This is a genomic window from Chitinophaga sp. G7 BAM 1005 (assembly GCF_057126945.1).
In genome coordinates, this window is the sequence record NZ_CP181478.1 from 2,270,548 (window position 1) to 2,290,498 (window position 19,951).

Below are 19,951 nucleotides of genomic sequence, written 5' to 3' on the forward strand. Positions count from 1 at the left end.
TGGTTGTTGATTGTTAATTATTGCAATTTTTTCCGGAGATGATAATTTCTCCTGGCAAGGTTTTATATTCTGCATCATTAAAGGAAGTAATGACTTTAATGATTTCATCAAGACTTTCTCCTTTTAAGAAGGTAGCTGTAAAGCGGCAGTTCTTTCCCTGGTCATTTAAAAAGCTGATCTTAATATTAAACCTTTGAGAAAGTATGGCGGCTGCCTCTTCCATCGTAATATTCTCAAAAAACAGGTCGTTTTGCTGCCATTGCACTATTTCTTTCGCCTGCACTTTAACCAGGTCAGGTTTTTTATCACCGGCATGAAAAACCATCTGTTCATTGGGTTCAAGGATACCCAATACTTTATGCTCGTCGGCTACGCTGACCTTGCCCCTGGTAACTGTTACAATAATCTCATCGTCGTTATTCAGCGCTTTTATGTTAAAGGCGGTTCCTAATACGGTTGTTTTTAATTTTCCTGATTGTACAATAAACGGGCTGGCCGGATTGTGCAGAATATCAAAGTAGCCTTCGCCTTTCAGCGTCACCGTCCTGGTGGCGCCGGTAAATTTTTCAGGATATTCCAGTGTACTATTGTTGTTCAGTATTACAGTGCTTCCGTCTGGTAGTATAATCTTTTTATGTTCTGATCTGGCAATGGCATTTACCACGGGGAAACGATCAGCCGTGTTTTGTTGGCCGGAATACTTTGGATAAAAGAAAGTGGTTCCGAAACAGAGCAGGATAAATGCTGCCGCCCAGCCCATCCAGGGCCGGAGCCATCGCATCCGGGATGGCTGGTTTGACTTTACTACCTGCTCAAAAATCCGGTTGGCCGCCTGATCATCCAACACTAATAGCTCAGTGCCGTCATCCCAGGTTTTCTCCATTAAATCCTTTATTTCATCAAGATCATTGTCCTTGTGCCCTATGAATTGCATAAGTTCTGCCTCTTCAGCACTGGTAATGTTGTTGCCGGCATATTTCTTAATCAAATATTCGATTCGCTCTTTTTGCATAAAACTCTTGTTGAACAGGTTGTTCAAAGCCCTTTATAATATCTGACGAACCAAAATTGAAAAAGGAGTAGGGAGAGAGAAAAAATAATTATTTGCATATCCCGAGCAGCACCAACGAGATCAGGGGCAGGGAATTACCATCCTTAAGATGTGCTTTTAATGTTTTTACGGCTTCCCTGAGATGTACCTTTACGGTTAAAGGGGAAATATTAAGTTTTTTTGCTACATCTTTTTGTTTTAGTCCTTCCAGGTAGCACATCTGATAAACGAGTTTCTGCTGTTTGGGCAGCTGATCTATTGCCATCGCCATATAAGCCCGGGAGTCTTTGAGCATGATATCCTCTTCGGTGGCATTGTCCTGGTCAGACCATTTATGTTTACCCTCATTGATGGTTTTGTAATCCAGCGCCCGTTTTCTCAGGGCGTCTAAGGTGAGATTATTGGTAACGGTCCTGATAAATCCCCCAAAATTGCCTATTTCGGTTAAACCTTCTCTTTTTACCCAGATCTTTACAAATACTTCCTGTACAATTTCTTCAGAAAGCTCCTTTGATTTCAGGTACCTGAAGGCATAAGTAAACACCCGGTTTCTATAGGCATCGAAAATTAGGCGAAATGCTTGCTGATCACCACCGGCTACTTTTAATAACAGCGATTTATCCTCCCCTAATTCTCTGTTTTGCATACACAAAGTTAACATATTAACCATAAATTTTCAGGGTATAAAGGGTTCATTTCCCGGCGGTGATCTTATTTCCCGCCAATTTGTTAAATTGTAGCAGGCATCACCTTTTAATTCATCCCATGTCCGCAAAAACCACCGGTTGTTATTCCCTGTTGCTGCAAGTGTTGGTTCTGACAACCTGCTGGCTCAGTTCCTGCAGGGAGGAGCCTGCCCGGGAAATCCCGGATCATCCCGAACTGGTGGACGCCATCCTTGACAGCACAAATGACCTGTTAAACGTGGGTAAGATCCAGGAGTCCATCCACTACCTCGATTCCGCTTTTCAGCAAATCCATTCCCCGGGCCCAATTGATCAGTGGGAGAAATATAACCATAAGGTCAATTTCTACCTGAACTATGATTTTAACCTGGAAAAAGCCCGGTTAAATGCGGATAGCATGATTTTTATCTTAAAGGGCAAAGCGCAAAAATATAAGACCGAATATGCCAATACGCTTTTCGCCAAAGGACATGTTTTGTTAGCAGAAAGACGGTATGCGGAGGCTTTTAAGTACTATTATGATGGGAGAACTTTCGCCCACCGGCAACTGGACAGCTGTAGTTCTTTTGAGTTTACCGGTAAGCTGGGCCTGGTCAGGTATAGCCAGGGACAGTATTTGAAAGCGATTCCTTATCTGAAGCAGGCGCTTAATGAAAATGCGACCTGTAAGACCAATGACAGATTCAATACGTATTTCTCATTCCGGCAAAGCACATTAACCGCCATTGCACTGGCTTATGAACTGGCGGATATGCCTGATAGTGCGATTTATTATTACCAAAAAGGGCTGGCATTTATTGACCAGAATGCCCATAAATATCCTGAGAAAAAGAATTTTATTGAAACAGCCCGTGGGGTGATCTATGGTAATCTTGGCGGCGCCTATGCCAAACAGCATCAGGACAAGGAAGCGGAGCACTATTTGAAGGAAAGCATCATCATCAATAGTAGTCCAAATCATGATTTTCAGGACGCCCAAACGGCAAAGCTGAAGCTGGCAGATCTCTATGTGAGGTCTGCCCGGTTCAAAGATGCGAAAGACCAGTTGGATCAGCTGGAAACATACCTGGGTAAAGAGGGGAATAACCCGACATATGAAAATATTCGCCAGAGATGGTACAAAGTAAAATGGAATTATTTTGACAAAACCGGCCAGTACCAGCTGGCCTATCCATTTATAAAGAAATTTCAAAGGGCCCAGGATTCTGTTAACAAGGTCAGTGCCGGGTTAAGGGACACTGACATGGATGCTATCTTCAAAGATACAGAGCAGCAATATAAACTGGCCTTGTTAAAAAAAGACAATGAGCTGAAAACAGGTTATCTGACCGGTTTTGTGGTTTTTTCTCTCATGGTGGTTACTATCCTCGGGGGAGTATGGTATAGCCTGAGACGTTCTAAAGAGCTCAACAATAAACTGGCCCAGAAAAATGAACAATTACAATTGGCGCTTGATTCCCTGGAACAAAGTCAGCAGGAGAATACCCGCATCATGAAGATCGTTGCGCACGACCTGAGAAATCCAATAGCAGCGGCAGTCAGCATTGCCACCTTCCTGCTTGAAAATGAGCAGCTGCCGCCTGAAGAGAGAGAAATGCTTGGGCTGATGAAAACGTCCAGTCTTCATTCCCTGGATATGATAGCCGACCTGCTGCATATGAACATCACCGCAAAAGGATTAAAGAAAGAGCCTGTTGAAATACATACCCTGCTTCGTTATTGTGTTGACCTGTTAAAGTTCAAATCAAGTGAGAAGCACCAAATGATCACGTTACATACAGAGGAAATGGTGATCAATATAAACCGGGAAAAGATCTGGAGGGTGATCAGCAATGTAATTGTGAATGCGATGAAATTCAGTCCCGAAGGATCTGTCATCAATGTAGCATTGCTTGACCGGCAGGATACTGTTCTGATCAGCGTAGCGGATCATGGCATAGGAATACCTGAGAATTTAAGGAACCAGGTTTTCAGTATGTTTACAGACGCCAAGAGGCCGGGAACTTCAGGAGAGCAGTCTTTTGGTTTAGGGTTGGCTATTTCCCGGCAGATTGTAGAGGCGCATGAAGGTAAGATCTGGTTTGAAAGTAATGCCGGCGCGGGCACGACTTTTTATGTGGAGCTACCGAAAAGGAGATAAAAAAGACCTACAGCGTTAATTGCCGGGCGTTAGCGTTTTAACCAGCCAGGTATGGATTTATAATCTTTAGATACTAAATTTGTAAAAAAGTAATAATGGCTGATACTGGTAATAAGCGGATAAAAAGGAGTGAGGAAATAACCAGTCAGTACTTTGTGTTTTTAGACAAGCACATTGATGACCTGGTGCAGGGGAGAGTTACAGAAATGATGGAGCTAAATGAAATTGCTTCCGAATTATGCGTTTCGCACAAGCACCTGACGGATACCATCAAGCAAACAATGGGCGCTCATCCCTGTCATTTCTATGATCAGAAAATTATAGAAAAGGCTAAACAACTTTTGCAGGAAACAGACGCTTCTATTGCACATATCGCTATGACCCTGACTTACGACCCTTCCAATTTTTCAAAATTCTTCAAAAAATATGTACGGTTGACACCGGATCAATGGCGGAAAAATAATCTGCCAGGTTGAAACTTCCGAAAAGTTCACCACGATAAACCTGTTTAACATATAGACCTTTACCATAATTAAAACAATTAATATGGCAAGAAACGATTTAAAAGGAAAAGTGGTTTTAATCGCCGGTGGCGCGAAGAACCTGGGAGGACTATTAAGCCGTAATTTTGCAGCGAAAGGAGCAAAACTGGCAATTCACTACAACAGCGCGGCTACAAAAGCTGATGCAGAAAAAACACTGGCTGATGTAGCCGCTTTAGGAGCTGAAGCGTTCCTGTTTCAGGCTGACCTCACTGATGTAAATAACATTGTTAAATTCTTTGATCAAGCCATTGATAAATTTGGCGGAATAGATATCGCTATCAACACCGTTGGTAAGGTTTTGAAGAAACCTTATGTAGACACTACTGAAGCGGAGTACGACAGCATGGCGGACATTAACTCCAAAGTAGCATATTTCTTTATTCAGGAAGCGGGAAAAAAATTGAATGACAATGGTAAGATATGTACCATCGTTACCTCTCTGCTGGCGGCATTTACCGGGTACTATTCTACTTACGCCGGAATGAAGGCGCCGGTAGAAGACTTTACCCGTGCCGGATCCAAAGAGTTTGGTGTTCGCGGTATTTCGGTATCGGCTGTAGCACCCGGACCAATGGATACGCCGTTTTTTTACGGGCAGGAAAATGCAGAGGCCGTGGCTTATCATAAAGCGGCTTCCGCATTGGGTGGACTTACGGATATCAAAGATATCGCTCCCCTGGTTGAGTTCCTGGTTACAGATGGTTGGTGGATTACCGGGCAAACCATTTTTGCCAACGGTGGATATACGACACGTTAATAGAGCAGGCAAGGGGTTGAGGGCAATAGGAGGTTGAGCCTTCTATTGCCCTTTTTATGTGAGGGAATGGATGGCTGTTATTTTTATTGCTGGTTATCCGTCTTCGTTTCCAGGCTATCCTGTAAACTTACGCGCAGACTTGATAACAGGTTATAACCCGTAGCATTTTCAATATCACGTACGGTTGTCCTGTACTGTGTCCAGTTGGAGTTAATGCTGTTGGTGTTGGGCGTATTCACCGCAATCACCCGGGTTGATCCGTTAATCCTGCTCAGGTCATTGTTGCCTGCCGGCAGTACCACTACAACTTTCCAGATATTGGCCGGAACTGTTACATTCCCGTTGTTGATGGTATTGGTAACACCGCCCAGGGAGCCGGTGCCGCCCTGGCCATAATTACCATCGATCACGTATACCTCATTGCCGGCATTAACAAGGCTGCGGGTATAGTTCTCCAGGTTAGCCCACGTCTGCTGGTTGTTATTAGGCGCCTGCGGCATCATATTCGTCATGAGGAAGGTGGCTGAATTGGCTTCGGTGGTGGATGTTCTGTCACCGGAAGGGCAGTTGTGGCCACGGTCAAATCCTGAGCCGCTGTAGCTGCTGTTTTGTACCTGGTACCATCCGGCAGGCAACGTGTTGTCTGCCCTGAAATCATTGCTGCGGGAAACGGAGCCCAGATCGGATGATTGTATGTGCCAGCTTACCCAATTGGGAGTACCACGGTTACGGCTATATGATAGCGCATAGTAAGTTTTTACCATCAGGTAATTATTTTCTGAAGAGATATCTGCCAGCGCGTTGCTGGGGTTGCCCAGTAACATATTGTCGTTGTCACCTGCTGCGGGAGGCGGATTGCTGCCGCCATCGCCGGTAGTAATGGAAATATCATCAATGTTAATCCTGTTTGAGCCACCGGATACTTTCCGGATGCTGATCCGCAGACTGGCGCCTGTGCTAAAAGTAAAGGTAGCTGTCTGCAGGCTGCCGGAAGTAGTAACGTTGCTGCCCTGTTGCTGCCAGGTTCCGCCGTTATCACCGGAGATCCATAACTGCCAGTCGCTGTTACTATCCGACCCATAGCTGCCATGATGAACCGTAAGGGTAACAGTACCTGCTCCGCCGGCGATATTAAAGTTGGTCGTCAATGTGCCGGTGTTCCTGATCCGTACTGATTTGGCGCCATTTTTCAGATCGGCCGACAGGCTGCCAATCAAGGCATCCTCCAGTGTCCAGGAGCCGCTGGACAGGTTTACAGTACCACTTGCATAGGCCGTTTTACTGCCGGATTCAAAATTTTCTGTCAACAGGGTAGTCAGCTCTGTGGTCGCCTTACGTTGTGAAGGGAGAGTTTCCCGGGGTTGAATAGCTGCTTCTTTTTTACAGGAAGCGAACAATACACCGCCAAAGCATATAACAAGGATATGCCTGATGAAGGGTTTCATAATGCAGGTTTTTATGGATTATCGGATTGCTTAGGATTCTATCGCTGTTGTGATCAATGCTATGCAGGTACCGTCTGCCTGGTGTCCGGTGATATAAACAGGAATGCTGGCTCCTGCTTCTACACGGGTTACCTGGATATTCGTAAGGTTTTCCCGGAGGAATTGCCGGAGCGCTTTAAACTTTTGTGCGTTGGCAACAATCGGTGCGTCATTTGGATCAGCGGCGGTGGTGATATGGTTAAAAAATACTTCTTCTTCCACAGTCTTCAAAACATCCGGTGAAACATGATGCAATGCGGCTATTTTACCATGTACTTCAGCGGGTGGTAAAACGCCCCATTGCTCAATGGTTAGCGGATACTCCGATTCACTAAAGTATAAAATGCCGGCTGTTTTATCGGTTAACTGTTTTAACAAAGCAATGTTTTCCATAAAATGAAATTAGAAATTATCTCCGCATATTTTTATCATGAGGGCAATGATAATAATACGTTAATAAAGGTATGCCGTGATGGTAAAGGGACTCAGCAATAAAGTGTTAAGCTGTTCGTAAACTCAGTACAAATACGTTCTCCGGTACTCGCTCGGCGTTTGCTGTTTTACTTCTTTGAATTGTTTACTGAAATGCGCCCAGCTTTTATAGCCACTTTCATAACAGATATCCAGGATCGGCTGCGTAGTGGCAGTAAGCAGTTTGCAGGCATGGCTGATACGCAAATCTCTCAGGAAATCGAAGTATGTTTTTTTGATATTTTTCTTGAAGAACCGGCAAAAGTTGGGCACGCTCATATTAGCAATAGCTGCCACTTCCTCAAGCGTCACTTTTTCGAGATAGTATTTAAAAGAGAAGTCAATAATTTTCTCGATGACGGGGTTGAGCACATTGCCCGTATCGGTGAAATCTTCTGTCAGTATTTTATATTGGGTTGAATGACCTATTCTATGCAGGCATTGCAGTAAAAGTATCAGTTTGTCAAACCCTTTTTCGTGGTGTATCTGCTGCATGCTTTCCGATACTTCCTTTTTCAGGGCGTGTTCCAGTTGTATACCGTTGTTCTTTTGCAACAGGGATTGTATGGTTTTCATTTCTGCCATTTGCAGCAATCCGTCTCCCCAGCAATCCCTGGTGAAATGTATCACCAGGGCGGCGCCCTTCATTTTGGGATGACTTTTTCTGAACCAATGCGGAAGATTACCAGCCATAAAGAATACATCGTTCACCGTGTAGTCGCTTACATAGTCGCCGATCATGGCGGTCCCATGCCCTTTTAATATCAGGATCAATTCGTATTCAGGATGCTTATGCCAGTTGGTTTCAAACTGCGGCGTTTCATAAATACGGCAGGCAAAGCTCTGACTTGAATCGTTGGTGATTTTCTGAAGAATCGTTTTCATGCAGACTTAAGATAATCCATCTTATCATATAAATGGATAAATTTATCAAATTATTGATAAGATAGCATATTTTCTTTCAAAAATAACGGTTGCCAGCCTTTTAAATTCCCGTCATATTTGCGTTATTAAAACACGGATATGAAAATAATTACAGGAAAGAAAGAATTTTTTGCAGGCATTCCTGCCATTCAATTTGAAGGACCACGTACCGATAATCCTTTGGCTTACCGCTGGTATGATGAGAATAAAGTAGTGGCCGGCAAACCGATGAAAGAGTGGTTACGCTTCGCTGTCGCTTACTGGCACTCCTTTAACGGAACCGGCGCCGATCCCTTTGGTGAAGCAACGCATATTTTTGAATGGGATAAGAACGCAGATCCCGTTGCCCGCGCAAAGGACAAAGCGGATGCCGCTTTTGAACTGATTACCAAACTCAATCTTCCTTACTATTGCTTCCATGATGTAGATGTGGTTGACTACACAAACGACATCGCGGAAAATGAAAAGCGCCTGCAAACGCTTACGCAGTACCTGAAGCAAAAGCAGGAGGAGAGTGGTGTTAAGTTATTATGGGGTACCGCCAACCTGTTCAGTCACCGCCGTTATATGAATGGTGCGGCCACCAATCCCGATTTCCATGTACTGAGTCATGCTGCAGCCCAGGTAAAAGCTGCGCTCGATGCTACGATCGCACTCGGTGGAGAGAACTATGTTTTCTGGGGCGGCCGTGAAGGATATATGAGCCTGTTAAATACAGATATGAAGCGGGAAAAGGAACACCTGGCCAGGTTCCTGCAGGCATCAAGAGATTATGCCCGCAAAAATGGCTTTACCGGTACCTTCTTTATTGAACCCAAGCCCTGTGAGCCTACCAAACATCAATATGATTATGATGCAGAAACGGTGATCGGGTTCCTTCGTCAGTACGACCTGCTGAACGATTTTAAGCTCAATCTCGAAGTAAACCACGCAACACTGGCCGGCCATACTTTCCAGCATGAACTGCAGGTAGCTATAGACGCCGGTTTGCTCGGAAGTATGGACGCCAACAGGGGCGATTACCAGAATGGATGGGATACCGACCAGTTCCCCACCAACCTCAACGAGCTTACAGAAGCCATGCTGATCATCCTCGAAGGCGGCGGCTTTAAAGGTGGCGGCATCAACTTCGATGCGAAGATCAGGAGAAACTCTACCGATCCTGCGGATATTTTCTACGCTCATATCGGTGGTGTGGACAGCTTTGCCCGCGCCCTGATCACAGCCGATGAAATCCTGGAGAAAAGCGACTACCGCAAAATCCGCCAGGAACGTTATGCCTCTTTCAATGTGGATACTGCAAAAGCCTTTGAATCAGGAAAGGCTGGCCTGGAAGAACTGCGCGCCTTTGCTATCGCCCAGGGAGAACCGGCGGTAAGAAGCGGCAGACAGGAGTACCTGGAAAATGTCATCAATAATTACCTGTAAAGTTCTTTTATAAAAAAACATTCCTGACTCCGCCGGTACTTAACCGGCGGATTTTTTTTGCACGAAATGGATGACGGACTACCGGATAAAACATTTTTACCCTTCATTTCAACATTTGTACCTGCCGGTTGGAGGAGTGCGGAATTATCTTACCGCTACAAAAAACCACGTTTGCCAAATGGTACTAAAATCTATTGTTCTTGTCTTTTTATTTTCTAGCCTGACGATACAAAACGGGCTGGCCCAACAAAGAGGCCCTGGCAGGAAGCCGCCCGCTGAAACAGATTCCACACATTTTTATTCGGCAGTGAATACCTATATCAATCCCGTGTTGCCAGGAGATCATCCCGATCCAACCCTGCTGAAGGTGGGAACAGACTTCTATCATTGTGGCTCTTCTTTTCATTTCAATCCCTACCTGCCCATCTATCATTCCAAAGACCTGGTACATTGGAAAGTGATCAGCCGTGTATTGCCGCCGGCCAATACTGGTATGGTGGCAGATCGCCCCGGCGCCGGCATATGGCAGGGAGCCATCACGTATTTTTACGGCTCTTATTGGATCTATTTTTCCTCCGGCGGACAATGGTTTTCCAGGGCATCAACGCCACAGGGGCCGTGGACAGCCCCGGTGCGGGTGAAGGATAATGCTCAGACAGGCCCGCTCGGCTATGATAATTCCATTTTTGTAGATGACGACGGAAAGCCATACATGGTCATTAAAAACGGCCAGAAAGTGAACCGCTTGCAGGCGCTTGGCCGGGATGGCCAACTCACGGATTCCGTGATCAACCTGGATTGGATGAATGCGAACCTGCAATACAGCTGGGCGGAAGGCCCGGTAATGTGTAAACGTAATGGGTATTACTATTACTTCCCGGCCGGCGATGTATCCGGTGGTCAGTATGTTTTGCGCGCAACAGCCCTCACGGCTGATTCCACTAAGTGGGAGCGGTTGGGCGATTTTTTCAAACCAAGCCCTGACCCAAACAATACTTTCGCCCGTCCCAATCATATTTCAGCGCCCCTACAACTGGCGGATGGTACCTGGTGGACGATCGGGCAGAGTTATCAGAAAAAAGATCAGGATGATTGGTCTGGTATGGGACGACAAACTTCTTTATACCAGGTACTATGGGAGGGCGACCGTCCCTGGGGCGCGCCACCGGTTAGCGGCCCGGTAGTAAAGCCGGCACTGGATAACGACAACACTCCCTGGCGCAGTGTACGTACCGATCATTTTGATACAGACAGCCTGGGCGCCTGGTGGCATTTTCTGACAAAACCCGCAGCAGCACAATATTCCCTGGCGCACCGGAAAGGTTGGATCCGTTTATCTCCTGACAGTGGGAGAACCCACCTGCTGCAAAAGGAAACAGACCATTTCTATTCAGCGGTCACCCGGGTGGATATTGGCGCCGATGTACAGGCAGCGAATGGCGGTATTTACCTTACCAATGGAAATCAACGTGTGTATGCCCGCCTTTACTATGCGCACGGGCGCATTGTTTTTCAGTTGGATTCCGCGTTGCGGGAGCTACCTTATAATAAAGGAGAAAACGTTTGGCTTAAACTGGAAAGGTTGGAGCATCAGCTGAGCGGCTTTTTCAGTACGGATGGTAAAAACTGGACATCCGTTGGAGGCCCTGTCAGTGCAGTACCTTTGGATAAAGCCCAACCAAATTTTAACAGTTGGGTAGGTACAAGTATTGGTTTGTTTGCGGAGGATGGCCCGGTTGATTTCGATTTTTTTGTTTGTAAAGATGGATTTTCCGCCTTGCCTGCCATTGGAAGCAGCAATCAATATGGAACGCATAAAGTAAAGAGAGGCGATGATTGGGTAGTCACTAATTTTTCGGCACACGGCGGTTGGCTGATGATATCGGGAGTAGATTTTGGTACCACCGGGGAAGCCAAAGCAATTGAAATAATGGCTGCTGCTACTAAAAGTGGCGAGCTGAAAGTGCTGGTAGACGACCTGAAGAACGGCAGGCAAATTGCCGGTGTTCCGATTAAACCCGGCCAGCTTTCCGGGCGGGCTCCTTTGCGGAATAAAGATCTTTCCGGTCAGCACGACCTTTTTATCCGGTTCCCGGCAGGCGCCTCACAGGAGATATTTATTAAGCATATCCGGCTGTTAAGAACGGAGAAATAATAATCCGGATTTAGGACCGTACTGGTTGCTGACCAGCATCTGTGCTTTATTTAGACATTATTGCCATCCTTTTGGAGATTCGTGCCATTCGTATAAACATGGTTATTGTAGATTCGTCTGTTGTTTTTTGTTTCAGCTCCACCTGATCGACTGACAGCTTTACCGTTATGAAAAATTGTCAATTTAACACTAAATGATTACTTATGAAATTTGAAAGTCCCCCGGGGTACCACGTCCCGTTATAATCATTTTCAGTTCCATCACTTAATGGGTAGCATCCGATAAATCACTTTAGGGGTCCTGCTTTTTATCACATCTCATTGTTCCGCCGGATATGTCGGCGTGATAGTCCTGTAATGGCTGTCAGAACCCCTCATTGCCCTAACATTAAATATTTTGAATTCCATGTTTAAAATGATTCTTTCGCAAAAGTCGTGGAAATGGCTTGTTGTGACAGCAGTAATGCTGTCAGGTACGCTCCCCTGGTCCCTGCTGCAGGCCCAGGATACACGGGTGGTACAGGGAGTAGTGCTGGATGAAAAAAAGACGCCCATTCCCGGCACAACAGTACAGATAAAAGAAACGAAGATCAGTACCAGTACTGGTAATGATGGTAAGTTTCTCCTGCGCGTTCCTGCCGATAAACACCTGCTTATTTTCAGTTTTATAGGAAAAACACCGCAGGAAGTAAACATCCGTAACCAATCAAATATTGCTGTCACCCTGAAAGACAATGTTTTTGGTCTTGAAGATGTAGTGATAGTAGGTTATGGCCGGCAGAAAAAGGAGAGCGTTGTGGCCGCCGTTTCACAAACCAATGGTAAAACGTTGGAACGGGCTGGTGGCGTGTCGAATATCGGCGCTGCACTCACCGGAAATGTACCCGGTCTTATTACGGCCCAAAGTACCGGTTTACCCGGAGAGGAAGATCCTCAATTAATCATCCGCGGGCTTAGTACCTGGAATAACAGTAACCCTTTAATATTGGTAGACGGCGTGGAACGACCAATGTCAAGTGTCGATATCGGCTCTGTAGAAACCGTAACGGTTTTAAAAGATGCTTCGGCAACGGCGGTATTTGGTTCACGTGGCGCCAACGGCGTTATCCTCATCACCACTAAACGCGGTAAGCTGGGTAAAGCTTCTATCCGGGCTACGGTGAACAGTGTTGTGAAAGCGCCTTCCAAATTGCCCGGAAAGGCCGATTCCTACGACGCTTTGCGTACTGTTAATGAGGCCATAGAGTACGAACTCGCATTAAAGCCTGAAAGCTGGAACAACTATTACCCGCAGGCTATTTTGGATAAATACCGTAACCCGGCAAACCTGGAAGAGGCCGAACGTTATCCTAATGTGGACTGGGCAAAAACCTTATTCAAGGATTATGCAACGTCACAAAATGCAAACCTGAATATCAGCGGGGGTACCCGTTTCGTAAAATATTTCACCAGTGCGGATTTTCTGCACGAAGGCGATCTTTTTAGAATATACGATAACAAGCGTGGCTATAAACCCGGTTTTGGTTTTACCAGGTTAAATGTCCGCTCCAACCTGGATTTTCAATTGACCCCCTCCACACTTTTTAAGGTAAATCTCTCCGGATCATATGGCGTACGGAAAAGTCCGTGGGGATTTTCGGGTAACCAATATGGCTCCTGGATCGATGCTTACAGTACGGCGCCGGATGTATTCCTGCCGGTGTATGCGGATGGCTCCTGGGGTTACTATGCGCCAAATGAAGGACGCGCAGAAAACTCGGCAAGGAGCCTCGCAGTGGGTGGCATTCAATACCAAACCACTACACGCATCACCACCGACTTCACGGTAGAACAGAACCTGGATAAGCTCGTGGACGGATTGAAATTCAATGCCACTGTTTCAATGGACAATACTTTCGTTGAAAGCGACAGGGGAGTGAATGACCTTTACCATGATGTACAACGTAAATGGATAGACCCCGCAACCGGAAATGTATTTTACAAGAGTGCTTTCGATGGCGTAACCAATTTCGATTTCCAGGAAGGTATCAAGTGGGCGCCGGCAGCAGGCGCTGTTACAGATAATCAACGGAGGTTGTTTTATCAGTTGCAGTTAAATTATGCAAAAACCATTGCGGATGATCATAATATAACCGCAATGGGACTGCTGAACCGCAATGTTACGGCCAGTGGCAGCATGATACCCTCGTACCGCGAAGATTGGGTATTCCGTGCCACCTACAACTATAAAAACAAATACACGATCGAATACAATGGCGCTTATAACGGTTCGGAAAAGTTTGCACCTGATTACCGGTTTGCCTTCTTCTCTTCAGGAGGCGTGAACTGGATTTTATCCAATGAGCACTTCATGGAAAACGTAAAATTTCTGGACCTGTTGAAGTTCCGCGCCTCATACGGACAAACGGGTTTTGATAACGTGGCGGGCCGTTTCCTATACCTGACCGAGTGGGCTTATGGCGGGCAGTCGCGGTTGGGTACCACCGGTGAAGGAGCAGAGCAAAGTCCGTACAACTGGTACCGCGAATCTACCGTGGGTAATCCGAATGTGCAATGGGAACAGGCGGAGAAAATTAATGTGGGAGCCGATTTTGAATTGTTCAAAGGTTTCATAAAAGGTAAGGTGGATTTCTTTGAGGATAAACGTTCCAAAATATTGCTTGCCAACAGGTCGTCTGTTCCGTCTTATTATGGTACCACTCCTCCGGTGGCTAATCTTGGCCGCGTAACGTCGCGCGGATATGAGCTGGAACTGCACTTCAGCTATCCCATCGCAAAACAGCTCCGGCTTTGGTCAGACCTGAACATGACCCATACCAAAAATAAAATCATCGAAGCCGACAATCCAGAATTGCTGCCGGCTTATCAGAAATCGGAAGGCATGCAGATTGGCCAGGCTTATTCTTATGTTAGTCAGGGTTATTACAATACCTGGGACGAGCTTTATGGCAGTACCATGCACAATACCAACGACAATCAGAAGCTGCCTGGCAACTATTACATCGTTGATTACAACGGCGATGGCGTGATCGATGCAAGCGATAACATCCCCTATGGTCATAGCGGCTGGCCCACAAACACCTACAACGCCACTTTGGGCGTGGACTGGAAGGGGCTGAGTGCTTTTGTTCAATTCTATGGCGTGAATAACGTAACCCGGCAGGTAGTATTCAACAGTTTGGGTTCCCAGGGACACACGGTTTACAACGAAGGCAGTTACTGGTCGAAGAACAATACCAACGGAGATGTACCAATGCCACGATGGCTGTCCACGCCTGCAGGTTATTACCGCGGTACCCAATACATGTATGATGGTTCCTACCTGCGGTTAAAGAACGCTGAAATCGCCTACACACTCGATAAAGGATTTATAAAGAGGGCCGGCCTTGAATCGCTGAGAATATATCTTAACGGCAATAACCTGGCGGCATGGAGCAAGATGCCGGACGACCGTGAATCAAATTTCGCAGGTACCGGCTGGGCATCGCAGGGAGCTTATCCTACGGTGAAGCGTTACAATCTCGGCGCCAATTTTACTTTCTAAACATAACCTTTATGAATAAGTATACAAAGATGTTGCTTGTACTTGCCGGGATAGTGATGGTACTTGGCCTGGCCTCCTGCAAGAAGTTCCTGGATAAGGAACCACAATCTATCGTGTCTGAAGAAAATGCATTTAAAACCTTTATCAGTTTTCAGGGCTTTACCGAAGAACTCTATCATTGCATACCGGATTTTACCAATGCTTACTGGACAAATTCCTGGAACTGGGGAGAAGATGAAATTCAATCTACTGCACGTGATTTTCACTTTATAATAAAAATAGACAATGGTGATTTCTGGGGCTGGCAGTCGCAATTCGACGGCTGGCAGGCTGGTTGGATGGACCGGAATAATACCAGTACCAATGATGACCGTTTTGCAAAGTCGATGTGGAAACTGGGATGGTACGGTATCCGGAAAGCCAACATGGGCCTGGCAAATATTGATAAGCTAACAGATGCTACCCAGGAAGAGAAGGACCTGATTAAAGGGCAGTTGTTGTTTTTCAGGGGATGGTTCCATTTTATGTTCATCCAGTATTTTGGTGGGTTACCCTACATCGATCAGGTACTTCCGGGCGATCAGAAGCTGACCTTACCACGTCTCAAATACAGTGAGTGTGCAGATAAAGCGGCCGCCGATTTCAGAGAAGCGGCAAACCTGCTGCCTGTAAACTGGGATAATACTACCGCAGGCAAAAGAACGCTGGGGAAAAACCAGCTGCGTATTACCAAGATCATGGCGCTGGGTTACCTGGGAAAAAACTATTTGTGGGCGGGTAGTCCGTTGATGAACTATGTATCGGGCGGCAGCAAAACTTACAACGTAGCGTATTGCAAAAAGGCGGCAGAAGCATTTGGCGAGTTGTTGCAACTGTGCGAGTCCGGAGATGCGCCTTACAAGCTGGTAGAATTTTCAAAGTACTATACTAATTTCTATAGCACCGGTCAGAACTGGTTAATGCCAGGCAGTACAGAAGCTATTTTCCGTAGTCCTTATTATGGCGCGCATGGTTCTACCTATGGTACCGCCAAACAATATGGCCCGGCTCTGATCACAGAAGAAGCCATCACCTTCGTTCCTACGGCTAACTATGTTGATTATTACGGCATGGCTAACGGCCTGCCCATTAAAGACATTACAAAGGCAGACCCGGAGTCAGGATATGACCCGGCCTACCCGTGGAGAGGCAGGGACCCTCGTTTTTACAATGATATTGTTTTCGATGGGGTTAAATGTGTGCAGGGCGCAACTACCGACGAAGGAAACCGTTATGCCAATCTTCATACAGGCGGAACTTACCGCGATATCAGCAGCGGCAGTCGCTCCGGTTATCTGCTTTATAAGTTTATTCCCATAACTGCTAACCGGTTTGATAATGGCTGGACTTACGACAAGGCGCTTAATATTCACCTGCCCTATATGCGTTTGGCAGATATATACATCATGTATGCAGAAGCAGCTGCGCAGGGCTACGGCGCCGCCACCGGCAAAGCCGGTAATTATGCTAAAACAGCAGTAGACGCTATTAATGTGATCCGCGACCGGGCCGGCGTTGGCCGCGTGGCTGCCAGCTTCACCGCTTCCCTGGATGGCTTCATGAGTGAAGTGCGCCGCGAGCGGGCGGTGGAGCTGTCTTTTGAAGGCCACCGTTTCAATGACCTGAGAAGATGGATGTTGCTGATACAAAGTCCTTACACGCTGAAAAAATCTGTGGAGTTTGACCGGTCGCCATCGTTCAGTACCGCAGACCCAAAGAACAACCGGGTACTCAATTTACGCGAAGCCGTAATCCTGGAGCGCAGGTATTCTGAGAAACATTACTGGCTGCCGTTAAAAAATTCAGATGCCAATATGTACCTGGAATTTTCACAAAATCCGGGTTGGTGAAACGTGCAACCCTTACATGTATCGTTTACTGTTAATTTCAAAAATTCATGAATCAGATAAAAGCATTAATAGTATCTGCGGCGCTGCTGAGCGGGACGCCGGTTTTGCAGGCGCAGGATACCACGGCAAAAACTATCTCCAATATGCCTGAGGGGAAGGTACAGGTGGCGTTCCGGAAGGTGGATAGAAAAGACTTGCCAGGAGGCGTTTCGGTGGTAGACGTGGCATCACAACTGAAGCAAAACTATATGACTACCAGCCTGGAAAATATGGACGGCTGGGTAAATGGTTTTAATGGAAATAGTATGTGGGGCATGGGTAGCTATCTGCTTGTAATTGACGGCGTACCCCGTGAAGCAGGAAATGTAATGCCCACAGAAATTGAACAGATCTCTTTTCTCAAAGGAGTGAATGCCGTAGCCCTTTATGGCAGCAGGGCTGCAAAAGGAGTAGTGTACATTACCACAAAAAGAGGAAAACCGGGCAATCAGCGGATCGACATCCGGGCAAATGCCGGCGTAAATGTTCCTAAAGTCTATCCCCATTACCTGGGATCGGCCGAGTACATGACGCTTTACAATGAAGCACGCCGTAACGACGGTTTGGCCGAACTATATAGCCCGGAAACAATTTATAATTATGCCGCAGGTAAAAATCCATACAGGTATCCTGATGTGGATTATTACTCCGGCAAATATCTTAAAAACACCTTTGGCAGATATGATGTAACAACAGAGATCTCCGGCGGAAATGAGAAGGCGCGGTATTACACCAATATTGGTTACCAGACTTCCGGTTCGCTGCTCAACTTTGGCGAGGCGGTGAGCAATGGCAGATCCGATCGCCTCAATTTGCGTGGTAATGTGGATGTTAATCTCAATCAATATATTTCCTGTAATGTAGATGCCACTGCTATTTTTTATACCGGCAGGGACGTTAATACCAACTACTGGGAAAGTGCGGCCACTTTGCGCCCGCATCGTTTTGCCCCGCTCATTCCTTTGGATATGATCGAAACAACTGATGATGCATCCAACGTATTTGTGAAGAACAGTAATCATATTATTGATGGAAAATATCTGCTGGGTGGAACACAACTGGACCAGAATAATCCGTTTGCTGCCATCTATGCAGGTGGAAACAACCGTTATATCAGCAGGCAGTTCCAGTTCAACACGGGCGTGAATGCGGACCTGAGGAATTTACTGAAAGGCCTTTCCTTCCGCTCTACCTTTGCCGTTGACTATAACACTTCCTATAACCTGGCATTCAACAATACTTATGCCGTGTATGCGCCCACCTGGAATACCTATTCCGGCGTGGATCTGATCAGTAGCCTCACGCAATACGGGCAGGATGCTACTTCCGGTGTACAGAATGTAAGCAACAGCTGGTATCGCCAAACTATTGCCGCCAGCGGTCAGTTCAATTATGTGAACACAATAAACAACAAGCATAATCTTTCTGCCGTGTTGCTGGTGAATGGCTTCCAGCAATCTGAATCCGCCATGTACCACCGCACCAGCAATGCCAATCTCGGTTTGCAGCTGGGCTACAACTTCAACCGCACATACTACATCGATTTCAGCAGCGCCGTGATTCACAGCGCGAAGCTGCCGGAAGGAAACCGGACCGCTTTTTCACCTACCGTGTCGCTGGGATGGCGACTCAGCAACGAACCCTTTATGAGTGGTGTAAGGGGAGTGGATGATCTTCGCCTGACGGCTTCCGCCGGGGTGCTGCATACCGACCTGGATATTACGTCTTACTATTTATACCAGGGCGTTTATACTACCCAGGGAAGCTGGTTTGGCTGGAAAGATGGTACCGGTGTACAGGCCACAGAATCCAGGCGGGGCGCGAATCCTGATATGCGTTTTCCGAAAAGGGAAGAGATCAGCATCGGTCTGGAAGGTTCTTTCTTCCATGAATCAGTAAAACTGGATGGTAATTTCTTTCTCAACAAAATCACCGGTAACATCATCCAGCCCAACGTGTTGTTTCCTTCTTATTTTACCACCGGCTGGCCGGTATCTTCTTTCATCCCCTATATAAATTATAATGACGATAAACGGATGGGTGTTGATTTCAATCTCAACCTGAATAAAAAATTGTCCGACATCAACTATTCCATCGGGCTGGTAGGTACCTACTATAAAACGATCGCCACAAAACGAGCGGAAGTTTATGAAGACAATTACCAATACAGGCAAGGCAAGCCACTGGATGCAATATGGGGGCTTCAGCACCAGGGCTTCTTCCAGGATGCAGATGACATCAAGAATTCTCCCTCCCAAACTTTCGGCCAGGTAAAGCCGGGTGATATCAAGTATAAAGATCAGAATGGAGATGGAGTAATTGATACACGCGATGAAGTGTACCTGGGCCGTGAGGGCTGGTTTGGCTCACCTCTTACCTTAGGCGTAAACGTGAGTGTGAGATGGAAGCAGTTCTCTTTCTTTGCGCTGGGCCAGGGCCGCTTCGGTTCCTACGGAATGAAGAACAGCTCCTGGTTCTGGGTAGATGGAGAGGATAAATATTCCGAAGTGGTAAGAGACCGCTGGACACCAGAAACAGCCGGGTCAGCGAAATACCCGCGTCTGACCACTTTCAACAGCGACAACAATTTCCGCAATTCGGATTTCTGGCTGTACAAAGCTAACCGTATCGACCTGGCTAAAGTGCAGATCTCTTATGATATGAGCGATCTGATTGGCAATAAAAAAATTGTGAAGGAAATGGGTGTGTACGTGAGTGGCTTCAATTTACTGACGCTTTCTGCCGAACGTAAATTGATGGAGATGAATATTGGCAGTGCGCCTCAAACCCGCTTATATAACCTGGGAGTAAAAGCTATGTTCTAATCTAAATTAAGATT

At 46.3% G+C, this 19,951-nt stretch carries 13 protein-coding genes; 8 read left to right on the top strand and 5 right to left on the bottom strand.

What is annotated here, in order from left to right:
- Positions 1 to 13 precede the first annotated feature (13 nt).
- On the bottom strand, positions 14 to 1,012 hold the full coding sequence (locus ACMXI2_RS09120) for a FecR family protein (RefSeq protein WP_483781380.1): 999 nt from the start codon (positions 1,010 to 1,012) through the stop codon (positions 14 to 16).
- An 88-nt stretch (positions 1,013 to 1,100) separates the two neighbouring features.
- Entirely contained in the window at positions 1,101 to 1,697 is a 597-nt protein-coding gene (locus tag ACMXI2_RS09125) for an RNA polymerase sigma factor (RefSeq protein WP_483781381.1), read from the bottom strand.
- A 119-nt stretch (positions 1,698 to 1,816) separates the two neighbouring features.
- Here ACMXI2_RS09125 and ACMXI2_RS09130 point away from each other — a divergent pair, with 119 nt between their 5' ends.
- The 3 genes from ACMXI2_RS09130 (at position 1,817) to ACMXI2_RS09140 (ending at position 5,179) form a co-directional block, all read left to right on the top strand.
- Complete coding sequence (locus ACMXI2_RS09130; protein ID WP_483781382.1) at positions 1,817 to 3,877, top strand: tetratricopeptide repeat-containing sensor histidine kinase; 2,061 nt, start codon at positions 1,817 to 1,819, stop codon at positions 3,875 to 3,877.
- Positions 3,878 to 3,972: 95 nt separating this feature from the next.
- Positions 3,973 to 4,353 (top strand): helix-turn-helix domain-containing protein, encoded by a 381-nt coding sequence (locus tag ACMXI2_RS09135; protein ID WP_079467858.1) that lies wholly within the window; start codon positions 3,973 to 3,975, stop codon positions 4,351 to 4,353.
- 70 nt (positions 4,354 to 4,423) lie between these two features.
- A complete protein-coding gene (locus ACMXI2_RS09140) occupies positions 4,424 to 5,179 on the top strand; it encodes an SDR family oxidoreductase (RefSeq protein WP_483781383.1) in 756 nt (251 codons plus the stop codon).
- Positions 5,180 to 5,262: 83 nt separating this feature from the next.
- Here ACMXI2_RS09140 and ACMXI2_RS09145 read toward each other — a convergent pair whose 3' ends face one another.
- The 3 genes from ACMXI2_RS09145 to ACMXI2_RS09155 all read right to left on the bottom strand — a co-directional run bounded on the left by ACMXI2_RS09145 (position 5,263) and on the right by ACMXI2_RS09155 (position 8,019).
- Entirely contained in the window at positions 5,263 to 6,624 is a 1,362-nt protein-coding gene (locus ACMXI2_RS09145; RefSeq protein WP_483781384.1) for a DNA/RNA non-specific endonuclease, read from the bottom strand.
- A 30-nt stretch (positions 6,625 to 6,654) separates the two neighbouring features.
- A complete protein-coding gene (locus tag ACMXI2_RS09150) occupies positions 6,655 to 7,056 on the bottom strand; it encodes a nuclease A inhibitor family protein (RefSeq protein WP_483781385.1) in 402 nt (133 codons plus the stop codon).
- A 123-nt stretch (positions 7,057 to 7,179) separates the two neighbouring features.
- Positions 7,180 to 8,019 (bottom strand): AraC family transcriptional regulator, encoded by an 840-nt coding sequence (locus ACMXI2_RS09155; protein ID WP_483781386.1) that lies wholly within the window; start codon positions 8,017 to 8,019, stop codon positions 7,180 to 7,182.
- 138 nt (positions 8,020 to 8,157) lie between these two features.
- Here ACMXI2_RS09155 and xylA point away from each other — a divergent pair, with 138 nt between their 5' ends.
- From xylA to ACMXI2_RS09180, 5 genes are all read left to right on the top strand, one after another.
- Positions 8,158 to 9,486 carry a xylose isomerase gene (xylA, locus tag ACMXI2_RS09160; RefSeq protein WP_483781387.1) on the top strand — a complete coding sequence of 443 codons (1,329 nt, stop codon included), beginning with the start codon at positions 8,158 to 8,160 and terminating at the stop codon, positions 9,484 to 9,486.
- A 178-nt stretch (positions 9,487 to 9,664) separates the two neighbouring features.
- Entirely contained in the window at positions 9,665 to 11,641 is a 1,977-nt protein-coding gene (locus tag ACMXI2_RS09165) for a family 43 glycosylhydrolase (RefSeq protein ID WP_483781388.1), read from the top strand.
- Between the two features lie 405 nt (positions 11,642 to 12,046).
- On the top strand, positions 12,047 to 15,184 hold the full coding sequence (locus ACMXI2_RS09170) for a SusC/RagA family TonB-linked outer membrane protein (protein WP_483781389.1): 3,138 nt from the start codon (positions 12,047 to 12,049) through the stop codon (positions 15,182 to 15,184).
- Positions 15,185 to 15,195: 11 nt separating this feature from the next.
- Positions 15,196 to 17,073, top strand: coding sequence for a RagB/SusD family nutrient uptake outer membrane protein (locus ACMXI2_RS09175; protein WP_483781390.1), 1,878 nt, complete (start codon positions 15,196 to 15,198; stop codon positions 17,071 to 17,073).
- 47 nt (positions 17,074 to 17,120) lie between these two features.
- Positions 17,121 to 19,937: a SusC/RagA family TonB-linked outer membrane protein gene (locus tag ACMXI2_RS09180; protein WP_483781391.1), complete on the top strand. Its 2,817-nt coding sequence runs from the start codon at positions 17,121 to 17,123 to the stop codon at positions 19,935 to 19,937.
- Positions 19,938 to 19,951: the final 14 nt, after the last annotated feature.